The organism is Erysipelatoclostridium sp. DFI.2.3 (assembly GCF_019132535.1).
In the GTDB taxonomy this organism is placed as follows: Bacteria; Bacillota_I; Bacilli_A; order Erysipelotrichales; family Erysipelotrichaceae; genus Clostridium_AQ; species Clostridium_AQ innocuum.
In genome coordinates this window covers 43,486-65,396 of sequence record NZ_JAHOOJ010000024.1, presented here as the reverse complement: position 1 = coordinate 65,396, position 21,911 = coordinate 43,486, and the positions used below count along the sequence as shown (strand labels likewise).

18 protein-coding genes are annotated in these 21,911 nt (G+C 41.7%); 3 read left to right on the top strand and 15 right to left on the bottom strand.

The genetic code is table 11. The features are described 5' to 3' along the window. The first annotated feature begins 113 nt into the window (after window positions 1-113). The gene (locus KSZ58_RS18835) at window positions 114-560 is read left to right on the top strand and encodes a hypothetical protein (protein ID WP_217752839.1); all 447 of its coding nucleotides are present in this window, start codon (window positions 114-116) and stop codon (window positions 558-560) included. 908 nt (window positions 561-1,468) lie between these two features. Here the strand turns inward: KSZ58_RS18835 and KSZ58_RS18830 are convergent. From KSZ58_RS18830 to KSZ58_RS18785, 10 genes are all read right to left on the bottom strand, one after another. Further along, window positions 1,469-3,895, bottom strand: coding sequence for an ABC transporter permease (locus tag KSZ58_RS18830; RefSeq protein WP_009270670.1), 2,427 nt, complete (start codon window positions 3,893-3,895; stop codon window positions 1,469-1,471). Next, on the bottom strand, window positions 3,892-4,569 hold the full coding sequence (locus tag KSZ58_RS18825) for an ABC transporter ATP-binding protein (protein ID WP_009270671.1): 678 nt from the start codon (window positions 4,567-4,569) through the stop codon (window positions 3,892-3,894). The genes KSZ58_RS18830 and KSZ58_RS18825 overlap by 4 nt, the downstream gene beginning before the upstream one ends. An 845-nt stretch (window positions 4,570-5,414) precedes the next feature. After that, window positions 5,415-6,050 carry an RDD family protein gene (locus KSZ58_RS18820; RefSeq protein WP_009270672.1) on the bottom strand — a complete coding sequence of 212 codons (636 nt, stop codon included), beginning with the start codon at window positions 6,048-6,050 and terminating at the stop codon, window positions 5,415-5,417. A gap of 4 nt (window positions 6,051-6,054) precedes the next feature. Next, a complete protein-coding gene (locus KSZ58_RS18815) occupies window positions 6,055-7,239 on the bottom strand; it encodes a MalY/PatB family protein (protein WP_009270673.1) in 1,185 nt (394 codons plus the stop codon). Beyond that, complete coding sequence (locus tag KSZ58_RS18810; RefSeq protein WP_009270674.1) at window positions 7,229-8,332, bottom strand: Xaa-Pro peptidase family protein; 1,104 nt, start codon at window positions 8,330-8,332, stop codon at window positions 7,229-7,231. The genes KSZ58_RS18815 and KSZ58_RS18810 overlap by 11 nt, the downstream gene beginning before the upstream one ends. A gap of 69 nt (window positions 8,333-8,401) precedes the next feature. Then, the gene (locus KSZ58_RS18805) at window positions 8,402-9,727 is read right to left on the bottom strand and encodes a PTS sugar transporter subunit IIC (RefSeq protein WP_008818443.1); all 1,326 of its coding nucleotides are present in this window, start codon (window positions 9,725-9,727) and stop codon (window positions 8,402-8,404) included. Between the two features lie 40 nt (window positions 9,728-9,767). Next, window positions 9,768-10,100, bottom strand: a complete 333-nt coding sequence (locus KSZ58_RS18800; protein ID WP_002607219.1) for a PTS sugar transporter subunit IIB — start codon at window positions 10,098-10,100, stop codon at window positions 9,768-9,770. A 1-nt stretch (window position 10,101) separates the two neighbouring features. Continuing rightward, a complete protein-coding gene (locus KSZ58_RS18795) occupies window positions 10,102-10,422 on the bottom strand; it encodes a PTS lactose/cellobiose transporter subunit IIA (protein WP_008818442.1) in 321 nt (106 codons plus the stop codon). Window positions 10,423-10,437: 15 nt separating this feature from the next. Beyond that, window positions 10,438-11,481, bottom strand: coding sequence for an aminopeptidase (gene ypdE, locus KSZ58_RS18790; RefSeq protein WP_009270675.1), 1,044 nt, complete (start codon window positions 11,479-11,481; stop codon window positions 10,438-10,440). Then, window positions 11,478-13,376: a PTS sugar transporter subunit IIA gene (locus KSZ58_RS18785; protein ID WP_008818440.1), complete on the bottom strand. Its 1,899-nt coding sequence runs from the start codon at window positions 13,374-13,376 to the stop codon at window positions 11,478-11,480. The genes ypdE and KSZ58_RS18785 overlap by 4 nt, the downstream gene beginning before the upstream one ends. A 428-nt stretch (window positions 13,377-13,804) precedes the next feature. On the opposite strand from KSZ58_RS18785, the gene KSZ58_RS18780 reads away from it, so the two are divergent. Continuing rightward, window positions 13,805-13,963: a hypothetical protein gene (locus tag KSZ58_RS18780; RefSeq protein ID WP_008818439.1), complete on the top strand. Its 159-nt coding sequence runs from the start codon at window positions 13,805-13,807 to the stop codon at window positions 13,961-13,963. A gap of 194 nt (window positions 13,964-14,157) precedes the next feature. Here KSZ58_RS18780 and KSZ58_RS18775 read toward each other — a convergent pair whose 3' ends face one another. Then, window positions 14,158-14,982: a hypothetical protein gene (locus KSZ58_RS18775; protein ID WP_008818438.1), complete on the bottom strand. Its 825-nt coding sequence runs from the start codon at window positions 14,980-14,982 to the stop codon at window positions 14,158-14,160. Window positions 14,983-15,262: 280 nt separating this feature from the next. Between KSZ58_RS18775 and KSZ58_RS18770 the strand changes: the two genes are divergently transcribed. Then, entirely contained in the window at window positions 15,263-16,618 is a 1,356-nt protein-coding gene (locus tag KSZ58_RS18770; RefSeq protein WP_008818437.1) for an MATE family efflux transporter, read from the top strand. 53 nt (window positions 16,619-16,671) lie between these two features. On the opposite strand, the gene KSZ58_RS18765 is transcribed toward KSZ58_RS18770, so the two are convergent. From KSZ58_RS18765 to KSZ58_RS18750, 4 genes are all read right to left on the bottom strand, one after another. After that, window positions 16,672-17,985, bottom strand: coding sequence for a DEAD/DEAH box helicase (locus KSZ58_RS18765; RefSeq protein WP_008818436.1), 1,314 nt, complete (start codon window positions 17,983-17,985; stop codon window positions 16,672-16,674). Window positions 17,986-18,151: 166 nt separating this feature from the next. Next, window positions 18,152-18,892 carry a GntR family transcriptional regulator gene (locus tag KSZ58_RS18760; protein ID WP_008818435.1) on the bottom strand — a complete coding sequence of 247 codons (741 nt, stop codon included), beginning with the start codon at window positions 18,890-18,892 and terminating at the stop codon, window positions 18,152-18,154. Between the two features lie 53 nt (window positions 18,893-18,945). Further along, the gene (locus KSZ58_RS18755; RefSeq protein WP_009270676.1) at window positions 18,946-20,790 is read right to left on the bottom strand and encodes a fructose-specific PTS transporter subunit EIIC; all 1,845 of its coding nucleotides are present in this window, start codon (window positions 20,788-20,790) and stop codon (window positions 18,946-18,948) included. A gap of 4 nt (window positions 20,791-20,794) precedes the next feature. Continuing rightward, complete coding sequence (locus KSZ58_RS18750) at window positions 20,795-21,910, bottom strand: hypothetical protein (RefSeq protein WP_009270677.1); 1,116 nt, start codon at window positions 21,908-21,910, stop codon at window positions 20,795-20,797. Between the last annotated feature and the right edge of the window lies 1 nt (window position 21,911).

The following is a 21,911-nucleotide window of genomic DNA, read 5'->3' as shown; positions in this document are numbered from 1 at the left end:
TGTTTTTTCACTGATTCTCTTGATTTTAACTTTAGGGGTCTTAATTTTTAGCCTTTATTTTTTCTCTCCCCCAAAGTTGACCCCCAAATTTCTGGCGAAAACCCCTAAAAAATTTGGATAGCCAATTATTGGTAGGTTTTGTTTCTATTGGATTATGTTTAAGTTTTATCACACCTATTTCAGCTAAAGAAAATACAGATTTAGTTGATTCTATTAGTCTTGAAAGTGATTCTACAGAAATAACGCCCTATGGACGTTATTCAACGACACTTACAAGCAGCGCTTCTTTTCTAAGTAATATTGATGCAAAACAGCAGATTATAAAATTTAATTTTAATGCATCAATTGATAATGATACTGGATACTTATATTCAGCAACATATGCTTCTCATTCATCATCTCTGGGATCTCCAGCATATACAAATGTAACAAAAACTGGAGAATCAAGAGTTAGTAATACTAAAATAAAATTTACTTTTAAAGTTTACGAAAAATTATTAGGTGCTACTATGGGAACTCACACAGTAACTGTTTATGCTACTTCACCAGGACCAAGGTAATAGAATAGATTATTCATACTAAAAATTCATAATGGCTACTAATTTTTGCACTTGGTAGGAAAACATAAACTCTCTACTCATGAGACATGTATAATTTAAATTTCACATATTTCTAAAAATATACTATTGAATCATGAGATAAGGAATGTAAAAAGATATTAAAGGGACGAGATATACCTTAAAGATAATCTTTTTACTGAGATGAAGTTTTCAAAAATCCGGAGTATATTACAAAAGACCAAAAACAAAGATTAAACATCTGCGTGACAAATGAAGAAAAAGGCGATCAAATTAAGGAATTCCCATGTTTGATCGTCTTTTATCGTATCGAGATTACTCGTTATAATTTTGCTTATATTTGAAGCATGCGTGATCTGCAACAATTATAGAAAACAATAACAGATGCTACTCAGTTAAGTGTGGATAGTTGGCACACTTCGTTTAGTATAACCATCCGTATGAGTAGAGCGTCTACGAAAAGATTAATAGATTATTAATCAAGCATGATATGATATTGAAATTCAGATTCGATCTCGATAACGTTGAAATAGAGCAATTTTGACTTCATCGCCTTATATATCCTTCATATTTATATGGCATAATTATTAGTCTAGATGTTGTTTAACCTGTACGGAATTCAGAAAATCTTTTTGTCGCTATTATGAGCAAAGTCTTCAATCGTCCTCTACATAATTGTTTTTAAAGGATTGTCCCCTTTTTAATCAACTTTCCATGGAAACACCAAGACTCTATTTTCGTATTAATCATAAAGCCAATACAGGAAAAATTTAGCTCAATTGTGAACTATCTTCTCCTTTCAAATATTAGAAAATGCATAATTGCATTAACCCTATATTCACATATTTCTAGTTTGCTGTGTCATGTTACTTGAAATCATAAGGATATTCTTATTCACTATCATATATAGATTGCATTATTTTACATTTGTTTAACACATGATAAGCAGTCATAACAATCATAACTATTAAAATAACAACCATTACTGCGCTTAAAGGCAAATATTTCCATGGTATATAAAAATAGGCAGTATTTCTAAACAATAGATAAAATAACACACAATACAGTGCAATGGAAAAAGGAATTGAGAATAGATAAGCCATAGATATCGTCAGTGTGTTTTCAAAAAGAAGTAATTTGAAAAGTTGTATTCGTTTAATACCCAATGAAATTAAAACAGCATATTCTTTTTTCTTGTTTAAAACACCATGTATAGCAATACAAATCAGGTTTGTAACACTAATAACAATCACCATGAAGGTTATACCTGTAAGGACCCAGAAATAGCTCTTTGTTATGGTATTTAATATCTGGTTATTATATAAATTTACCTCTCTTATATATCCATTGCTGTTATCTTCCACACTCTTCAGGAAATCCATGAGCTTAGCACCGCTTACATCGTTTAATTCCAGTGTACTGAGAACTGCAAATTCACTAAATCTATTCATTTGTAGTTCCTCTATAATCTGTTTCATTCTAGCAGGTGGTATGTATAGGGTTGGTATTTGATTTAATTCATCCTTCCCAAACTGTGGAACATCTGGTAAAAGCTCAAATTCTAATTGCAAACCATTTTTATCATCCTCTACGGGATATAGTATCTTGAAATTTGTATCATTCAAATTGAAATAAGGATAAATCTGGGATTTTCCCCTTTCATCCAATCTTGAAACATCGTTTAACAAAAAACCTTCATGAATGTCATTAAACAGTTTTTCCTTTGTCTTACAGCCAATTACGTTTATAGAAATTGTAGATGCTCCGTCCAGCTTTATGATTTTTTCATTTAAGAAATGCTTCGACACATATATGTTATTCATTATTAAAGAACTTTTAAACACATAATTTTGTATGTGATCGTCACTCACGCACTTATTGAACTGCTGTAAAATCTCTTCATACTGTTTTGAAGTATTGATATTCTTGAAAGAAACAATAATACTGTCTTCTCCAGTATTATTATAGTGTATTAAGTCCAAAGTAATGATACCTGAAAACAACAATATAAAACTCAATGTGAGTGACAGCAACAGGGTTACTTTTCCCTTTTTATATTGTTTATAATAGCATTTCCCTATCATACATTCTATACCGAACAAGTGCTCTGTGAAATAAAATGAGTGTTTTATTTTATTTCTATTTTCGGATGTTTCACGAATCAACGAAATTGCTTCAGTCTTTAAAATTGGTTTTATCGAGATAACACATGATAAAATGATTAAGAAAAGCAGAAATATGATTATCCATATAAATACATTAGAATCCATAGGTAATTCATATGTAAACGGGAACATATCATTTATATTTAATACCTTCTCCAGTTTATCAAGTACAAAGGTAATAATAATTAATGATAACGCTATCCCTGCCGGTATCGCTACTAATGCATATAAGCATATTTCTATGATGGACAACACAAAGATTTGTTTCTTTTCAGCACCGATAGATTTCAGCACACCATATTGGCGACTTCTTTCTTTTATAATTATAGACATCACATTACTTATTAAAAAAAACAACAGAATTACAGTAATCACAGTGATAAATAAAAGCACGTTCCCTACAGGATTATCTATACGTTTACCCAATAAAAGATTTTCGCCATGAACATTTACGTATGCTTGATAATTATTTTTAATATTCTGCCAGACGGCTTCTGCTGACGGTTTTAATTTAATATACTCTATTCCTGATGTTCCAGTGTAATCATTAAATAATATCATTTGGTCGGTGATTGCTGCAGCATTTTCTATAACATCAGGATTATATATACCTGAAATCTTTAAATCATATATCTTATCTCCTTTTATATATCGTTCATATTCAGAAAAATCGACATTATTATTTACATTTTTCTCATTTAAAACCCTTATCCCTGTCTGTATTGAAATGATATCTCCAATGCTTAATCGATGATCTCTTGCGTATTTTTTGCTAATCAAAATCTCATTTGGCGATTTTGGAAATAAACCTTCCAATATGTGAAAGCCTTGCATGTCTGTATGCTTATTAACAGATTTGACTTGTATGAAACTCCCATCATCATTCCTTATTATTGTATAATCATATACAGTGATAGTTTCTTCTATAAGATGTTCATCGATTTTCGCAGGCTTATTGCCAATATCTACAGCGAGTTGATAATCACCATTAAGATAGATTTCCTCACGTGCAACAAAATCGTCATTTGATATCTTAAGTAGCATTAACGATGATATGAGACAAACACCAAGAGTGAGAACCAGTAATATCGTAGCAGCCTTACTTTTATCATGTTTTATAAACCTATAAACAAAATTGACTTTCTCCTTCATTTTATACTTTCCTTTACTATTTTACCATCCTCTATTATTAAAATCCTATTTGCTCTTTTTGCAATCTCCATATCATGTGTAACCATAAGGATTGTCTGATTGTTTGATTTATTAATCTCACATAGATAGTCAATAATTTCCTTGCTACTTTTTTTATCCAAATTGCCGGTCGGTTCATCTGCCAGGATGATCGATGTTCCACTCATCAGAGCTCGTGCAATCGCCACTCTTTGCTGCTGACCACCAGAAAGCTGGGAAGGAAGGTGATTTACCCTTTTGTCTAAATTAAGAATGTTGAGAAAAAATGACAAACGTTCTTCGTCTATTATTTGATGATCGAGTTTTAATGGAAGTGTAATATTTTCTTTTACATTTAAAACTGGTATAAGATTATAAAATTGATATATAATACTTATATTTTTCCTTCTGAAAATCGCCAATTCATCTCCCTTTAAATCCTGCATCCTTACCCCTTTTATATCTACCGTACCAGCCGATGCTGAATCCACTCCACCGATAATATGAAGTAATGTTGATTTACCGGAACCAGAGCTACCTGTTATTGCAACAAACTCTCCCTGCTCTATAGAAAATGAAATATCATTAACAGCTTTCACCATATCACCATTTATGCTATATGTTTTTTCTATATGCTCGACTTTTAAAATAAACATAACCAAACCCCCTTCACCCATTACTTATTTAGAATTATACCACGATAACCCCCTTAGTTGAAGAATTACTTACAAAAATTGTCGTACTCACATACCGATTTATAGCTAAGTTTTATTAATCTGGTACTTGTTTCTTTTTAAGATATAAATAATTAATCGAAGTTAACTCTTTTGACTTATCTAGATTGGCTTTTAAACAAAAGGAAAAAGGCACTTATATCAACAAGGTTGGTAAAAATCATTATCTTTATACCGCTCATTCTGAACACATCACCGGCACTGCGAATAAGTCTCCTCCCGCAAACGTAATCACTTACGACTCCAGCCTCTCTCTTTTATCTCTACTTTTATTTCAAGTGGTTTTCCGATAAATGAGCAAACTGGTTTTCTTATCCAACGCATTACTCTTGTGCTCAAAAGCGCCTTATCCAAAATGTTCCCTGATCCTGATGACTTGGTCTTCACGTTAATGTGATCTATTCGAATGGTCAAAATAAACAGAGGTTGGGTCATCAGTCTTTCAGATAGGGATGTGAATGAACTCATCTCTTCATATTCAAATTGAGGAGGACCTTTGTGGAAAAGACTAACACAGCAATAGCAGATACCGGAAAACAGATTCAAGGTAAAAGACGAATTGAAGCAGCTGCCGGAGCTTGGCGGCATCTTCTACAATGTGACATGTGGATAAGCAGACAGCCTGTAGCCTCACTTTACAGCACAAGAAAGGAAAGCACTTCTGATAAATTACAGAATCATGCTTTCCTTTTTCATACAGCTTGTTTGCCGTTCCTAATACTGTCCGCCCTGGCTTATGTTACACGTTGTCACATGTTCCTTATTTATCAAATAGAAGAATGCTCTTTTTTCTGTTTTTCAACACAAGTCACTCTGGTTTTCGCAAAATAATCATGCAGTGAGCGATGCGAGTCTGTTTTCATTACAAGAATAAGGGATATCGCTGTAAGAATCATCCCTGCTATCTGCCAGTAATAATCTACATAATAGCTCAGTGACAGGGTCACCAGCTGCCGGATATAGTTTGATGCGACAAATGCTGCACCCTCCAGCAGGAAGCCGCCGATAACCTGCCGTTTTAACAGGGTAATCAAATCCACTGCTGTACCATCCGTTTTTTCCATGCGGTAACCGGCAACACGTTTTCCAAGTGTCTGCCCCGGCCAGATACGCCATGGAACATATACATAATAAAACAGCGCAAACAAAATACAGAGTGCTCCGGCAAGAAAGGCCCAGCTGCGTGCATAACCAAGTGATTCAAAAACATACAAGCCGCCAAACATATCCTGCTTTTTCGTTAATCCGCTATATAAAAGAACGGCAGGCAGTCCGGTAAAAATACCGCCGACTACCCAGTCAAGGATATAAGCACCAAAGCGTTTCGGTGTATCAACATCACACGGCGTATGATCGGTAATCGCATATAGCTTTGTATATAAACCTGTCATATTCAGCTGCATTTTCCTACCTCCTTTCTTCATACAGGGCATCCACTGCCTTCTTCATACGCTGCAGTCCCTCCAGAAGCTTGGCTCTTGGACACCCGCAATTCATACGCAGATAGCCCTTTCCATTACTGCCGTAGGTTTCTCCCTTCATGATAGCGACCTTACCGATATGCACCAGGGCTTCCTGCAGCTCCTCACTCGAAAACGGTACAGCTCTGACATCAATCCATGCAAGATATGTCGCCTGTGGCATAGCAAAGCGCATATCCGGGAAATGCTCCTTCACAAACTGTTCCACCAGCTCCATATTTCCGCGGATATAATCGCACAGCTGATCGACGTAATCGTCACATTCCGTATAGCCGACCATGGTCGCATGCATCCCGAAAATACTTGCAGAATTCAGGAAATCACGCTTTCTTGTTTGATACAGAAATTCATCCCGTACCATCTGATCCGCAATCACTGCATAGGAGCCAATCAAACCGGGAACATTTAAGGTCTTACTGCAGGAGCTGACCAGAAACAATCTGTCATATTCCCCGATATACTCAAGAATCGGAGTATGTCTTCCCCTCAGCTGCATATCCATATGAATTTCATCCGATATGATGGCCGTTCCATGCGCCTTGCAGATCGACACCATTTTTTGCAGCTCCCTGCGACTCCACAGACGTCCGGTTGGATTATGCGGAGAGCATAACAGGAATATGGAGCAGTCCTTTATATCCTCTTCAAATTTATCAAAGTCAATTTCAAAATCACAGTCCCCCTGTACCAGATCATGGCTGATGAGAATGCGATCCTGATCCTCAATTACCGTGAAGAAGGAATCATACATAGGGTTAAAGCTCAGAATACGATCCTTTGGTTTGGATAACAGCCGGATTAGAAGAGAAACGGAATACATGACACTGGGACTGTACAAAATCCAGTCCTCCTCCATACGGCATTGAAAGCGCCGTTGAAAATACCCGGTGATGCTCCCCTTGAAATCGTGATGATTCCAGCGTGTATAGCCGTAGATTTCGTGCTGTGCCACCTTTTGAATCGTATCGCTGATCGGCTTGGGAATCCGAAAGTCCGTATCGGAAATAGAAAACGGAAGCAGGTCTTTCTCCCCAAAACGGTCTTCGATATAATCCCATTGTGTACAATAGGTGCCTCTGCGCTCGATCACTTCATCAAAATCATACTTCATGTGCTGCATCCTCCTTCAGAATCAAAAGCTCCTTGCTCGTCCTATTCATCGCTACACCGATGCCATCTCTGATTACCACATCATCCTCTATGCGAATACCACCGATTCCCGGCAGATAGATTCCCGGTTCACAGGACATCATCATACCGTTTTGTAAAACAACAGTACTTGTTTCGTTCAGAATCGGATATTCACAGCCATCGCCAATTCCAAGACCATGGCCCAGACCGTGTGTAAAATATTCCCCATAGCCTTTACGGGCTATGATTGAACGTGCGGCGTTGTCCACCTCGTTTGCCACTGCCCCCTGTTTCATCGCTTGAATACCTGCGAGCTGTGCTTCCAGGACGATATGATAAATACTTGCAATTTCCGGCTTTGGCTTTCCAATAAAGCAGACTCTTGTCATATCAGACTGATAATTTTTATACTGAATACCGAAGTCCATTAAAATTGGCTCATGCGCACGGATTTTCCTTCCTGTCGGGCGTCCATGCGGCAGGGCACTGCGCTCCCCGGTTCCCACGATTGTTTCAAAGGACATCTGTGCAGCTCCGGCGGATATCGCATAATACTGCAGCAATGCAGATATTTCATATTCACTCATACCGATATGCAGATGATGAATGACGCTTTGATAAATATCATCCGTGATATCCACTGCCTCCTGCATAAGACGCTGTTCCTCTTCATCCTTGCAGATGCGAAGCATATGAATTTCCTCATCCAGCAAACAGATATCGACACCGAGAGCCTCCATGCGCCAATATTCCTTCACCAGTTGCTGCGAGCTCTCCACCCCCATGCTTGTACAGGCATGCTTGTGCAGCAGCTCTTCAACAACGCCAAGATATCCGTTTCCACCGGTATGCGGCATATGCTGGACAATCTGTAAGTCATGCTCCCGCTCGTTTGCCTCTACCAGATAACGTCCATCGACTATCAGGTATCCCTGATCCCTCATAAGCAGAATCTGACAGCCGCTTCCAGTCAGTGTGTCCATATACTTTTTCATTGTTTTACTTTTGATCAGCAATGCATCCAGCTTCTGCTCCCGCAGAAATGCTTGCAGCTTTCCTAAGCGCTTCGCCATTGCACAGCACCCCTTTCCTCTATTTGTTAAATAAGGCAGACCTGCGCCTGCCTTATCCTACGGTTGCCTTTAGAAATCCAGATCCAGATCGTTCAGCAATGCTTCATCCTCTGCGGAGATAGCACTCTTCTGTGCTTCCACAGCCTTTTCATTCTCCAGCTCACGTTTCTCGTACAGCTTGAAGAACGGATACCACAGAGCGATGGAGCCTAGCATCTGTATGGCATTAACGACGATGGTTCTCCAGTCCAGATTGACCAGATAGCCCTCCAGGAAGACACCGACATACGGTGGATTGAAGACCGGCATATTCAGCAGTCCCATATCCATCAGCCAGTGCGGGAAGGTTCCAAGAATTGCCCCACCGATGACATAAGGGATAAAGAACAGCGGATTCAATACGATTGGCGCTCCAAACAGAATCGGTTCATTGATACCGAACAATGCAGGAATCAAGGCAACACGGCCGATTTTCTTCTGTGCCGCCGCCTTTGAGAAGATGCACCAGAATACCAGACCGAAGGTGACACCGGTTCCTGTGAAGTTTGCGAAGGCAGAGATCGCTCCACCGGTATAGAAATGCTCCAGCGGCAGATGTGCCTTGTAGTTGGCGATATTGTCAGCCAGAAACTGTGTGGAGATCGGGCTGGTAATCGGACTAAGTACGGATGGATGAATACCGAAGAAGAACAGCAGACAGCTCATCATCTGCAGGAAGGTGAATGCCAGCGGGTTATCCATGGAGCCTACCAGCGGTGCCAGAAGATTGGTGAAGATCATCGGCGGTATGGTTTCAAATACGTTCACACATACGACACGGATAATCAGGAAGAATCCGATAACGATAACAGAAATCGGAATCATTTCAAAGGAACGTGATACAAAATCAGGTACGGACTCCGGCATTTTGATAGTAAAATGCTTTTTAATACACCAGCGATACAGCTCTACCGCAATAATGGTCGCAAACATAGCGGCAAACAGCCCCTTGGTACCCAGATAGGTTCCGGAAATGCCACCGTCCTCCGTATATTCAACTGCCATCATTAGGAAGGCGATAATTCCCATACTCATACAGCCGGGAACATCCAGCTTATAGGAATTTGCCAAATGGTAGGCGATAATAGCCGTCACATACAAGGACATCAGACTCATTCCGACATTGAACGGAATATAAATGATGTCCAGATTTGCAGTGATCCACTGCGATATTGGATTCTCAGTTCCGATCATATTCGGAATCGCTTCCGGAATCAGACAGAAGCTTCCGATAATCAGTAACGGTGTCATCGCTACCATTGCTTTCTTGATTGCGCTCAGATGCACCTGTTTATCCATCTTATTGGCGATCGGAGTCAGATATTTATTCATAAATGCCTCAAATTTATCAAACATGTTTCCACTCTCGCTTTCTTTTTTATAATTCCCCTCAGAATTATTTCTGCATATCTGCTTTTTTTCTTGCGATCAATGCCATTTTCATAACCGTGGCTCCATCCATTTTTCCATACGTATCCTTGTCTACGATAACATAAGGAATATGGTACGGATCGATGATCGGCTTGATGTAGTCGATTTTGTGTGCAATCTGCGGTCCGATGACAAGCACATCCATACCTTCCACTTCACTCTGCAGTAAATCTACCGGTATAGCAGTGAATTGGAAATCATCGATATTCAGCTTGGCACTGTCCTTCACAGTTTTCTTCATGCTGTCCATCAGCATGGTTGTGGAGAAGCCTCCTGCACAGCACAATACGATTTTCATGTTATTTACCCTCCTTTGCCTCAAATACATTTATCATTTCCTCAATCAGATCTCTCGCTAATTGAGAAGTCATATAATGGTCCTGCGCATGAACCATCAACAACCCGATTTCCGGTTTCTCATCACTGTCACTCATTTCTGCAGTGATGAGCTTTGTCTGGATTTTGTGTGCCTCCAGATCTATCTTTCTCGCCTGGGCAAGCAGTTCGCGTGCCTCATCGTAACGGCTTTCCTTTACCATTTTCAAAGCCTCAAATGCTTTCGCCTTACTATCTCCGGCAGCAGAAATCATGCCTACGATTTCCTGTTCCAACTGATTCATTTCGTCTCCTCCTCGTTAATATGCAGTAAATGCTTCCATTCTCTCTTTCGTTAATGCTTTCGCCAGCTGTACAACCAGCTCTATCGTATGATCCAGATCCCGTGTATCCACCAGACTCCAAGAACCGTGGCAGTAGCGAAGCGGTATTCCGATGACCATAGCAAGTGTGCCGCTGCGGCTGATTCCCGCATTGCCGGCGTCGGTACCTCCACCGCTGAACATATCACACTGATAAGGGATATCATGTGTCTGTGCAATCTCTTTGACAAACGCCAGCAGCTTTTCATTCGGTGCCAGTGTTTTATCGTAATGCACCAGCATGCAGCCCTTTCCCAGCCTGCGGTGGTTGGTATAGTTTCTCGACAGCTCCGGATGATTCGCCACATCGAGTGCGAATACAAGATCGGGTTCTTCCTTATATACTGCTGTTTTCCCTCCGCGCACACCAACCTCTTCACTGCTGGTTGCACACAGGATGATTTCATTTTCCAATGACAGCTCATGAAGTCGCTTCATCGCCTGTGCCAGCACATAGCAGCCGCTTCGATCATCCATCGCCTTGCCGGCATATACATGATCCTGATTGAAGGGATGCGCATTGCTGTCAAAGCAGACCACATTGCCGATTTCCACACCAAGTGCCGCGACCTCCTCCCGAGCGTCACAGCCAAGATCCACATACAGCTCCCTGACATGGTGATTCTCATCCGTTGTGATGTTCAGAATACCGGATACCTTTGATCCGCTAGCCGTCGTAATTCTGACCTTCTGCATTTCCATGCTTTTCTGCTGGACGCCGCCCAGCGCAATCAGATACACAAAGCCGATATCCGATATATGCCGCACAAGAAAGCCGACCTCATCCATATGGGCGCAAAACATGATTTTCAGCGGTTTTTCAGCTGTCCCCTTTTTGTGAAAGGAAATGCTGCCCAGCGTATCGTACGTGATTTCATCACTGTATGCGGACAATTCCTCCTTCAATATGGCACGTACCTCCCCCTCTTTGGAAGCAACCGCATCCGCATTGGACAGGCGTACCAGTAGCTCTTCTTTCATATACTTCCTCCATCCAGTTCCTTCATAACAATCAACAGCTCCTCCAGTGTCCGACTGCTTAACACCCGCTCCAGACGCTTTTCGTCCTTCATGAGCTGATACAGCTTCCGGGTGATATCCTTGTGCATCTCATAGCTGCTTCTTGTCAGTGATATCATAAAGATAATGCGCACCTCTTTGCCCTCATGCAGCAGCGGCTTATGCAAAATACAGACCGATATCATATTCTTTTCCGCGAGGATCTGAATCGGATGCGGAATAGCAACACCATGTGCGTAGACGGTGCTCATATAGGACTCGCGTTCCATGACATAATCCGCATAATGCGCACCTCCATAGCCGCAGGTTTCCAGCTGGTCCGCCATCTGCTTCAGCAGATGCAGATAGTCCGTTTCCTCACTGATCTGAAAGAAATCACGGCTGAACAGGGAATACATATAGGAATCCACATCGGCTATGCTCAGGGAATCACAGTTATCAAACTGCAGCACCTGCCGGATACGTATCAGATCCTGATCATCCAGCAGCTCCTTGATATAGATGATCGGAGCACTGAACTCCCGGTTTAAAGGGACGATGGTAAAAATCAGATCCGGCTGAAACGCTGCCAGCTCCTCCAGCTGAAGAAAGCTGAAGGTTTCCACCTCTGCCTTGACAAACAGCGATTCTATCTGCAGCTTGATCAGGTATGCACTGCCCCCGCCGGTGGAGCAGACAACACCGATGCGGTTAAACCGCCGGATACGCAGCTCCCGTTCCTTTTCCATGTGCGCCGCAAAATGTGTCGCAACAAAGCCGACCTCATCGTGTGTCGCTTCCACATCGTATTTCTCTTTCAGCATATCCGCAAAGCGTATGGCAATGTTGAAGATCATCGGATAGCGAATACAAATTTCACTGATCAGATTATTCTTATACGATATTTTCTGATGCAGCCGGTCGATCAATAGGGATACATGGGTAAGCAGTGAAGTTTTAAACACCTCATCCTCACTGAATTCTGTGCCATATACCTCATCGCATTCCTGCAGGAACTGATCGATATCGGCACGCAGACTTACACTGAAGGAGCTGGCGGGCACCATCTGCCGGATATTAATCCGCAGCACCTCAAGAAACTGCTGACAGGTCTTTTTCGATATGCCATATGTGAATAAGCCTTCGACGGTCTGTATGACCTGTGCCCCGACCCGTTCACATGCATCCTTACCCTCGTCTGGATGATATCGTTTCTCTTTTTGAATCTGTGCCAGATACAGCGTGACCTTCAGCCATACCATAACATTTTTCAATTCGTTATAATTGATATTGAGATGCTCCCGCTCAATGCTGTGTACCAGTACCTCATGAATCCGGCTAAAGGAAGCCTCCTCCTTTTCCAGCTCCTGTGTGATAAAGGTATTCCCATCAAAATACAGCTCGCACATCAGCTTTCTGATATGCTGTGTATCTCCACGGATGCGGATGCCGTAATGACTTTTCTTTTCCAGCTGCAACTGATGGACCTGCAGCTGCTTTTCCACTTCCTGTAAATCCTTTTTTACTGAGGTGCGGCTGATTTGAAACTGCTCTGCCATACGATCCATGGAAACATAGCTTTCCTGCAATGTCAGATACGCCATCATGTTCTTGACACGGTCCTTCATATCAAACATGGTTTCATGCTCGAGTGATTTCATGAATTCATCCAGCAGACGGTCATTGATTACTTCAAGCAGATATCCGTTCCCCCTGCGCATGTGCAGCTGATACCCGTTTCTTGAAGAAATCTGTATCAGATATGACAGGTCATTCTGTATCGTTCTTCTGGATACATCATATCGCTTCATGAAATATTCCATGGGCAGGTATTCCTTCATTGTCAGAAAGTCTTTCATTATGGAATATAATCTCATACAGGATTCTCCTTTCTTGTTTTCGGTATCGCTTACATCCACATTATAAGATTGCTTTCACATTAAGAACAGATTAACAATTACGCCTGAATGTGCAAATAAAATCGTAAAGTGCTGCTATGATAACGGATGTAAAAGATACAGGGATAATAGTAACATATAGATAAATGCTTCGTTCCCGCCATCTTTATCGGTGCAGAATGTCCTTACCGATATGGAACTGTGAATCTTTACGTTAATTTTTCCGTTTCCGTATCCTCTTTTTCCTAAAGTATTGCATGTTTTTTCAGAAACAATTAGTATATTATTGAAGTGAGTGTACACAAGAAGAGCAACAGCAATGAAGTGTCACCGTATCATGAAAGCAATGAGTTTTTTCAAACTGTCCTGCTGTTTCTCAAAAGCTTATGTTTCATATGGAGGTATGCATGATGACAGATAACGAAAGAAAGCGTTTAAGAGAATTAAACAGCAAAAACGAAGAATTCAACAAACGATTATATGAGAATGCGAGAAGCTATGCAAAAGGCTTGTTTGCGCTCAGCATACTGGCATTGCTAATTCTGCTATTATATTTGTTATTATAAGCGATATGAAATTCTTGAATTCTTTGCCTATAAGCTTAACCAGTATATAATATGTTATTTCCTATAAACCTGGATTTTAAGCGACATCCGCAATAATCCAAGATATAAAAAGAAGTCATGTAACTGATATTCATAACAGTGTTTACATGACTTTCTTATAATTTTATTTTACCACGACTGCCTAAAAGGACACACTATTTGTGTGTCCATGTAGTTTTCACTAAATCCTTCAGCTGAAGCTTTACACTTGATTGTCCCGCAACCAGAGCTTTGCTTAAACGGAAGCCGTATTCATCCTTATTCTTTGTTTTATTGACGCTCAGATACATCCATGGAAGCTCCTGCATACCGCTGTCAAGGATAACATTTACACTACCCTCGAGCTCATAAGCCTTATGCTTTTTTTCTATGTCATGGGAAACAACAGAGACAATACTTCCGCCCTGTGTGCTGAATTCCCCGCTTGCCTCAAAATAGATGAGATAGGCATCGGTTTCTTCCTCCACATCCGAAAGATAGATCGTATTTCCTTCACTCTCATATACCTTTTGTCCCTCGTTGGAGGACACATCCTTCAGCTGGAAGGTATACACAGCCTCTTCTTTTATTTCCTGCTGTATCGTACGATAATTGCTGGATTCCTGCAGATAGCCCATTGCCTTACGCTGATCGTCGATTGCCACACTGCGGCTGATGGCATAAAAGCTAATCATAATGATTACAGCCACCAGTATACTTATCACCGCACGGTTTCCGGCCTTGCTTTTTTTGTTTTTCAACAGCAGCGGCTCCGGTACATTGCGCACAATCCCATTGATAAAGGCTGTTTCATCCCCATTGTAAATATCCTGCGGCTGCAGGCTTCGCAGCTGGGCAGTATACAGCTGATTCGCAATGTCATGCAGCTCCACATTCAGATAGCTGCTCTCTCTTATTTTTTTAAGAAGTCGATTTTGTATTTTCCTGTATTCCTGCAGGTATTCCTGTTCCAGCAGGTCCAGTATTTCATTATTTTCCATGTTTATGACCTCTTTCCTGTCCTATTATAGTATATCATATGAATCCGATTGCGTGAGCATTTATACGATAACAAATACACCGTAAAATTACAATGTTTTTTCTATGAAAAATTATGGAAAAGTATACTTTCATGGGTTATGTATCCATTTCCCGGGGAATATCTTTTTGTACAATCCTGTTTGTCCCAGCTTTGAACATCCAATCCTTTTCATTTTTTTAACATTTACCTCTGAACCAAACAGGCGTATAATAAGATACAAATATCAAAGGGGTAGTAGAATGAATAAAGAGAAGTCAAAAAACAGAGGTTTGATGACTGAGGGAGTCATCTGGAAGGAAATTCTGCTGTTTTCCATACCACTGCTGCTGGGAAATCTGTTTCAGCAGCTGTATAATGCAGTGGATTCCGTTGTTGTGGGGAATTATATCGGGGCACAGGCACTTGCGGCTGTAGGCTCCAGTGCGCCTGTCATCAATTTACTTGTCAGCTTTTTCATGGGACTTGCGGTTGGGGCCGGCGTCATCATCTCCCGCTATTTCGGGGCAAGAAAAAAAGAAGAACTGCACATCGCCGTGCATACCTCGCTGGCACTGACCTTTGCGGCAGGTCTTGTCATGACGCTGATTGGCGTACTTATTTCTCCTTATGTACTGCAATGGGTAGGAACACCAAGTGATGTCATGGAAAGCTCCGTGCTGTATCTGCGTATTTATTTTCTGGGCATTTTATCTGTGATGGTTTACAACATGGGAAGCGGTATCCTGCGGGCAGTGGGTGATTCCAGAAATCCGCTGTACTTTCTGATCGTGTCTTCCGTCACCAACATTATTCTGGATATGCTGTTCGTCATCGTCTTTCACATGGGAATTGCCGGAGTCGGATGGGCCACGCTGATTGCACAGACCATCAGTGCTGTATTAACCATGCTTCTGCTTATGCGTACCAAAGAAGAATACCAGGTAAAGCTGAAGCATATCCGCTTTCACAAGCATATGCTTTATGAAATTGTCCGACTGGGACTTCCCAGCGGTTTGCAGAATGCCATCGTTTCCTTTTCCAATGTTATCGTGCAAAGCAACATCAACGCCTTCGGTTCTCTGGCAATGGCAGGCTGCGGCTCCTACACCAAGATCGACGGCTTTGCCATACTTCCGGTTATGAGCTATTCCATGGCACTGACCACGTTTACCGGACAGAATATGGGGGCTAAAAAATATGACCGGGTAAAGCAGGGCGCAAAGACCGGCATTCTCATGAGTGTCATAACGATTGTCTGCATTTCTGCCCTGCTGCTGATGTTAGGTCCTAACGTTCTTGCGATTTTCTCCAGTGATCCGACAGTGATCAATTATGGACTGTATATGATGCATGTACTCGCACCGGGCTATATCTTCCTGGCAATATCCCATGCCTTTAACGGTATCATTCGTGGCGCAGGCATCACGACAGTGCCTATGATCGTTATGGTCACATGCTGGTGCGGGCTGCGTATGGCATGGATTCTAACCAGTGTACCGTTGTTTCATGATATCGGTGTCGTCTTTATGGGATGGCCGCTGACCTGGATTGCCAGTGCCCTATGGCTGTTCCTGTATTATCGTAAGGGAAAATGGATGACACGCTATGATTCTTAAAGACAGATAAAAACCATCGATGAACCAGAATATTCGATGGCTTTTTACTATATTTATGCTGTATGTGCCGGCTGCTTTTGTGACTGCGGTCTGCGTCTGCGGTTGTTCCGCTTTGGTGTAGCTGCCGATGTTTGCGTCTTCATTGCAGCACTGCGGTTCTCACTTCGATTGGATACGGAAGGCTTCGCTGCGGGTTTCTGCCTTCTTCTATTCTGCGACTGTGCAGATGCCGCAGGCTCCAGATTACGCATTGGAAACTCGCGGTCCTCCACAACCGGTATGTGCATACGAATCAGCTTTTCGATATTCTTTACATACTCTGCTTCATTGCAGTCAGAGAATGCAATGGCACAGCCCTGTCTGCCGGCTCTGCCGGTACGTCCAATGCGATGTACATATACTTCAGCCTCATTGGGGATATCAAAGTTAAATACATGACTCAGCTCCTGAACATCGATTCCTCTTGCGGCGATGTCTGTAGCAACAAGTACCCGGCTTTTTCCTTCCTTGAATTGCAGCAATGCCTGCTGACGCGCATTCTGAGATTTATTTCCATGAATCACACCGGTTGTTACACCGTTTTCATTCAGATACTTTGCCAGACGGTTTGCATTGCTTTTCGTCCTTGTGAATACAAGTGCATTTTGTACGCGGTTCTTCTGTAAAAGCTTTAACAGCAGGCGTTTTTTGTTTGCTTTGTCCACATAATACAGACTCTGATCGATCTTTTCCACTGTAGTTGATGCCGGTGTCACCTCAATGCTGACAAGCTCATGCAGTAAGGACTGGGCAAGTTTACGGATTTCTGAAGGCATGGTGGCACTGAAAAACAATGTCTGCTTCCTTTTGGGCAGCTTTGCGATAATCCGCTTTACATCCGGAAGAAATCCCATATCCAGCATACGGTCTGCTTCATCCAGTATGAAGATTTCAATATGGCTGATGTCAATTATGCCCTGTTGAATCAGATCATTCAATCGACCGGGTGTTGCGACCAGAATATCCACTCCGGCCTTCAAAATACGTTCCTGCGGCTTCTGCGGTACACCGCCAAAGATGACGGCACTGCGTATTGTTGTATATTGGGCATACGCTGTGATGTTTTCCTGAATCTGTATGGCAAGCTCTCTGGTCGGTGTTACGATTAGGGAGCGGATGCTTTGTTTATAATGCTTCTTTAACAATTGAATTGTCGGAATGGAAAATGCTGCTGTTTTTCCGGTACCGGTCTGTGCACAGCCGAGAATGTCACGACCCTGCAAAGCGTAGGGTATCGCCTGTTCCTGAATTGGTGTGGGATCAACATATCCCTGTTCTTTAACAGCCTTTAAAATAGGCTCTGTTATATGTAATGTTTGAAATTTCATGTTCTCTTCTTTCTATCAGGCATGAAAAAGCGATACTTATTGTTCATCCCTAAGTATCGCGTTAGCCTTGAATTTAAGCAACCTCATCATAACACACTTTGTTGCAGAACAGAAGATTTTTTTGAAATTTCACAAAGATTCACATAGAAACATGTGCTTTGTATATCTATGCTTTACCAAACGTGAGTGAGTATTTATATTTTTCTGCACGGTAATAGGAGCGAACATATTCTACAGGTTTTCCGCTCTGATCCAGAGAAGTTCTCGTTCTCAGCAGCAATGCCGTGTGCTCTGCGACCTGCAGTTCACTACTGATAGGAGCATGTGCATAGCCAACCTCAATATCCTCATACACGCTTGTGATACGAATACCTTTTTCACGTTCAAGATATTCATATAAAGAAGATCGATATACATTCTCGTCGACAGACAGATTCAAAGCTGCAGGAAGATAAGAAGTTATGGAGCATAGCGGCTCCTGATTTACATAATACACACGATGCAGTCTTAAAACATTCACGCCTTCCTCAATTTGCAGTGCATTAGCGATATCCTCTCCAGCCTTGACAATCGTCACTTCCACAGAATGAATGTTGTATTGAATACCTTTATTTCGCATTTCCTGTGAAAAATTCGTAACCTCATTCAGACTCTCCGTAATTTTTGGATAAATCACTCTTGTTCCCTTTGAGCGTTCCTTCACAACATACCCCTCTGCAACCAATGCATCTATAGCAAGGCGTATTGTCATACGGCTGACACCGAAAATTTCCTGAAGCTGCTTTTCTGTAGGTATCGTTTCATTGAGCCGATATACCCCGTTTTTAATATCATTCAGGATTATTTGTTTAATCTGACTATACAGAGGCATTGATCCAGCATCTTGGTTCAATTTAATTTTTTCCATGATACCACCACCTGTATATCATTATATCATTTCAATATCCCAAGCGAAACATATTATCGCTGATTTTCCGGTAAATCTTTTTTCAAAAAGCCAATCATCGCTGCTGTAACCACAGTTCCAATCAGAATAGCAAGGAAGAACATAAACACATTTGATACGACTGGTGTAACGAAGATGCCGCCATGAGGAGCAGGCACTCCGACATTGAACAGCATGGACAGCGCCCCAGTTATTCCCGCTCCGGTGATAATAGAAGGTATGATAACCTTCGGATCGGCGGCTGCATATGGTATTGCGCCTTCACAAATGAAGGACAGTCCCATAATGTAATTAGCCTTTGCGGCATCGCGCTGCTCCGCATTGAATTTCTTCTTGAATATTGTCGCTGCCAGAGCTACACCGACTGCCGGCACCATGCCGCTGGTCATGACAGCACCCATAATTTCCGTATTTCCTGCCTCCAGCATAGCAATGCTAAACGCATAAGCTGCCTTGTTAATTGGCCCGCCAAGATCAGCAGCCATCATCATTCCAAGAACAAGCCCGAGCAGTATTTTATTCGTTCCGCCTAAGCCATTCAAGAAATTTGTAATCAGTACATTCACTTCACTCATAACAGGATTCAGACATACAACAATCAACATTCCAACGACAAATACACTAATGAGCGGATACAGGAGAACCGGCTTTATACCATCCAATGATTTTGGTAATGGCTTTAAAAGCTTTTTCAAGCCCAATACAACATAACCGGCAAGAAATCCGGACACCAGAGCGCCAAGAAATCCACTGCCTCCGTTATATGCAAGCATACCGCCTACAAGACCTGGAGCCAATCCGGGACGATCTGCAATACTGTAAGAAATATAGCCAGCGAGTATAGGAAGCATCAGGCCAAATGCCGCATCTCCAACCTGCTTGATCCAGGCCGCAAGCTGATTAAATTGCTCACTATCTGCAGAAGCGGAGTTTATGCCCCACAGAAAAGAGATAGCAATCAGAATACCGCCTCCAACAACAAGAGGAATCATGTTGGATACACCACTCATCAAATGCGTATAAATGCCATGTGCTCCACCCTGGATATTGACCGCTTCTTCTTTTTCCGCTTCAAACAACGGTGCCTTCAAAGCCTGTGCGATCATTGCTTCCGGTTCCTTGATTCCCTGTGAAACAGTTGTTTGATAAACACGTTTTCCGTGAAAACGTGTCATAGCAACCTTAGTATCCGCGGCAATCAAAATAGCATCAGCCTCTTGTATTTCCTTCTGCGTAAGCACATTCTCTGCCCCGGAAGAACCGTTTGTTTCTACTTTAATTTCATAATGCATCGCTTTAGCAGCTTTTTCTATATTTTCTGCAGCCATGTAGGTATGTGCAATTCCTGTCGGACATGCTGTTACAGCCAGCAGCTTTCCTTTACTCTCCATTTTCGTTATCCCTTTCTCTTTCCACTCGGATATTATATGATACAATGCATCTACATCGGAGGCTTCAAGCAGATGTTTTCGGAAATCGTCATCCATCAGCTTTCGGCTCAGCTCTGCCAGAAAATTCAGGTGCTTTGCACTTGCATGTTCAGGTACGGCTATCATAAATATTAGCCTCACGCTGTCTCCCTCTATGCTTTCATATGCAATCGGTGTTTCTGATTTTAAAAATACTACAATTGGTCGGGTGATAAATTCCTTTTGTACATGAGGAATAGCAACATCGTTTCCCACTCCGGTTACAGACAGCTGTTCCCTTGACCACAGTGCCTGTTCAAATGCCTCCTGATGCTTAGCGTCAATTTCCTTTTGAGATACCATGTATTCCGCAAGATAGTGAAATAGCTGTTCTTTGTTTTGAATGTTCTTCGTGATGATGATATTTTTTCTTTCAATGGTTTCTTTCATATGATTACCTCACTTGAATTTGCGTTTGTTTCAACGCTTCATACAACTGCATTCCTCCCTCATGATTACCCCATAATTCATGTAGACCTGCCAATAATTCCTGCTGTGACAGCGGATGCTTTCTCAGCATATTCTCTGAACATATCAAATGATTCAAAAACTGTATACCTTCATCAATATTCGTGCCATTCTTCCGAAGCTGTAACAGCGGCTGTACAAAACGCTCCTCGATAGTAAGCTTTGTCCATAGGTTTCTTGCGACAGAGTGCAAATCTCTTGGTATACTTGGATTTGAAAGCCGTTGCTGATAGCGATTAAACCACATATCAGATTCTTCTGGCTCGATGCCATAGGTTTGATGAAGCAGCTTCATCAGCAGCTTCATATAAGGTAGCACCTCCTTTTGTATGGCTTCATCCTGAGCCGCTTCATACAGATATGTTTTTCCCTTTGCCAGTGCGAGAAAGGAAATGGCATCCGCATAAGAATTGAGAAGATAACGTTTACGATAAAAATGTCCTCTGATATTGTCCGTACTATCAATCAAAGCTATTCTGGTATCCGCAGTAACATGTTTATCAACACTGCATTCATGAAAGGTTTCGGTAGTGACTTCAAAGTTTTGGTCTGCTGCACAGATTCGATCGACAATCGTATCCGGTATCTGAACCTCATTCAAGCGACATCTTTCATCATCATTCCTGGCGAAGGATAACAATAATTCCCTGAAGTAAGAGCCAACCCCCTCTACATTTTCACAGCAGATCACACAACGTTGCTTGTTGTTTTGATTTCCCCATGCTTCACATATAACAGGAGCAACATATTTCAGATTTTCTCTGCGAACAGATGTAGTTACAGTTGCCGCCTTCCGCAGCCATTCCAGAAGTTTGTTTTTCTCCTTCACGGGAGAACAGGCATCCAGAATCCTGATAAATACATCTCTGGACTCCTCATCACGAATATGAAGTGTATATCCATTATTTTGATTGAATTGCGTCAGAAGCGTTTCATTTGTTTCTGCCAGTACGACCTGTTTCCCGCTTTCACTCAGAAGCGGTACGACCAGTCCTCTGCCTAATGCACCTGCCCCAAAATGTACAACCATATTTTCTTTCATT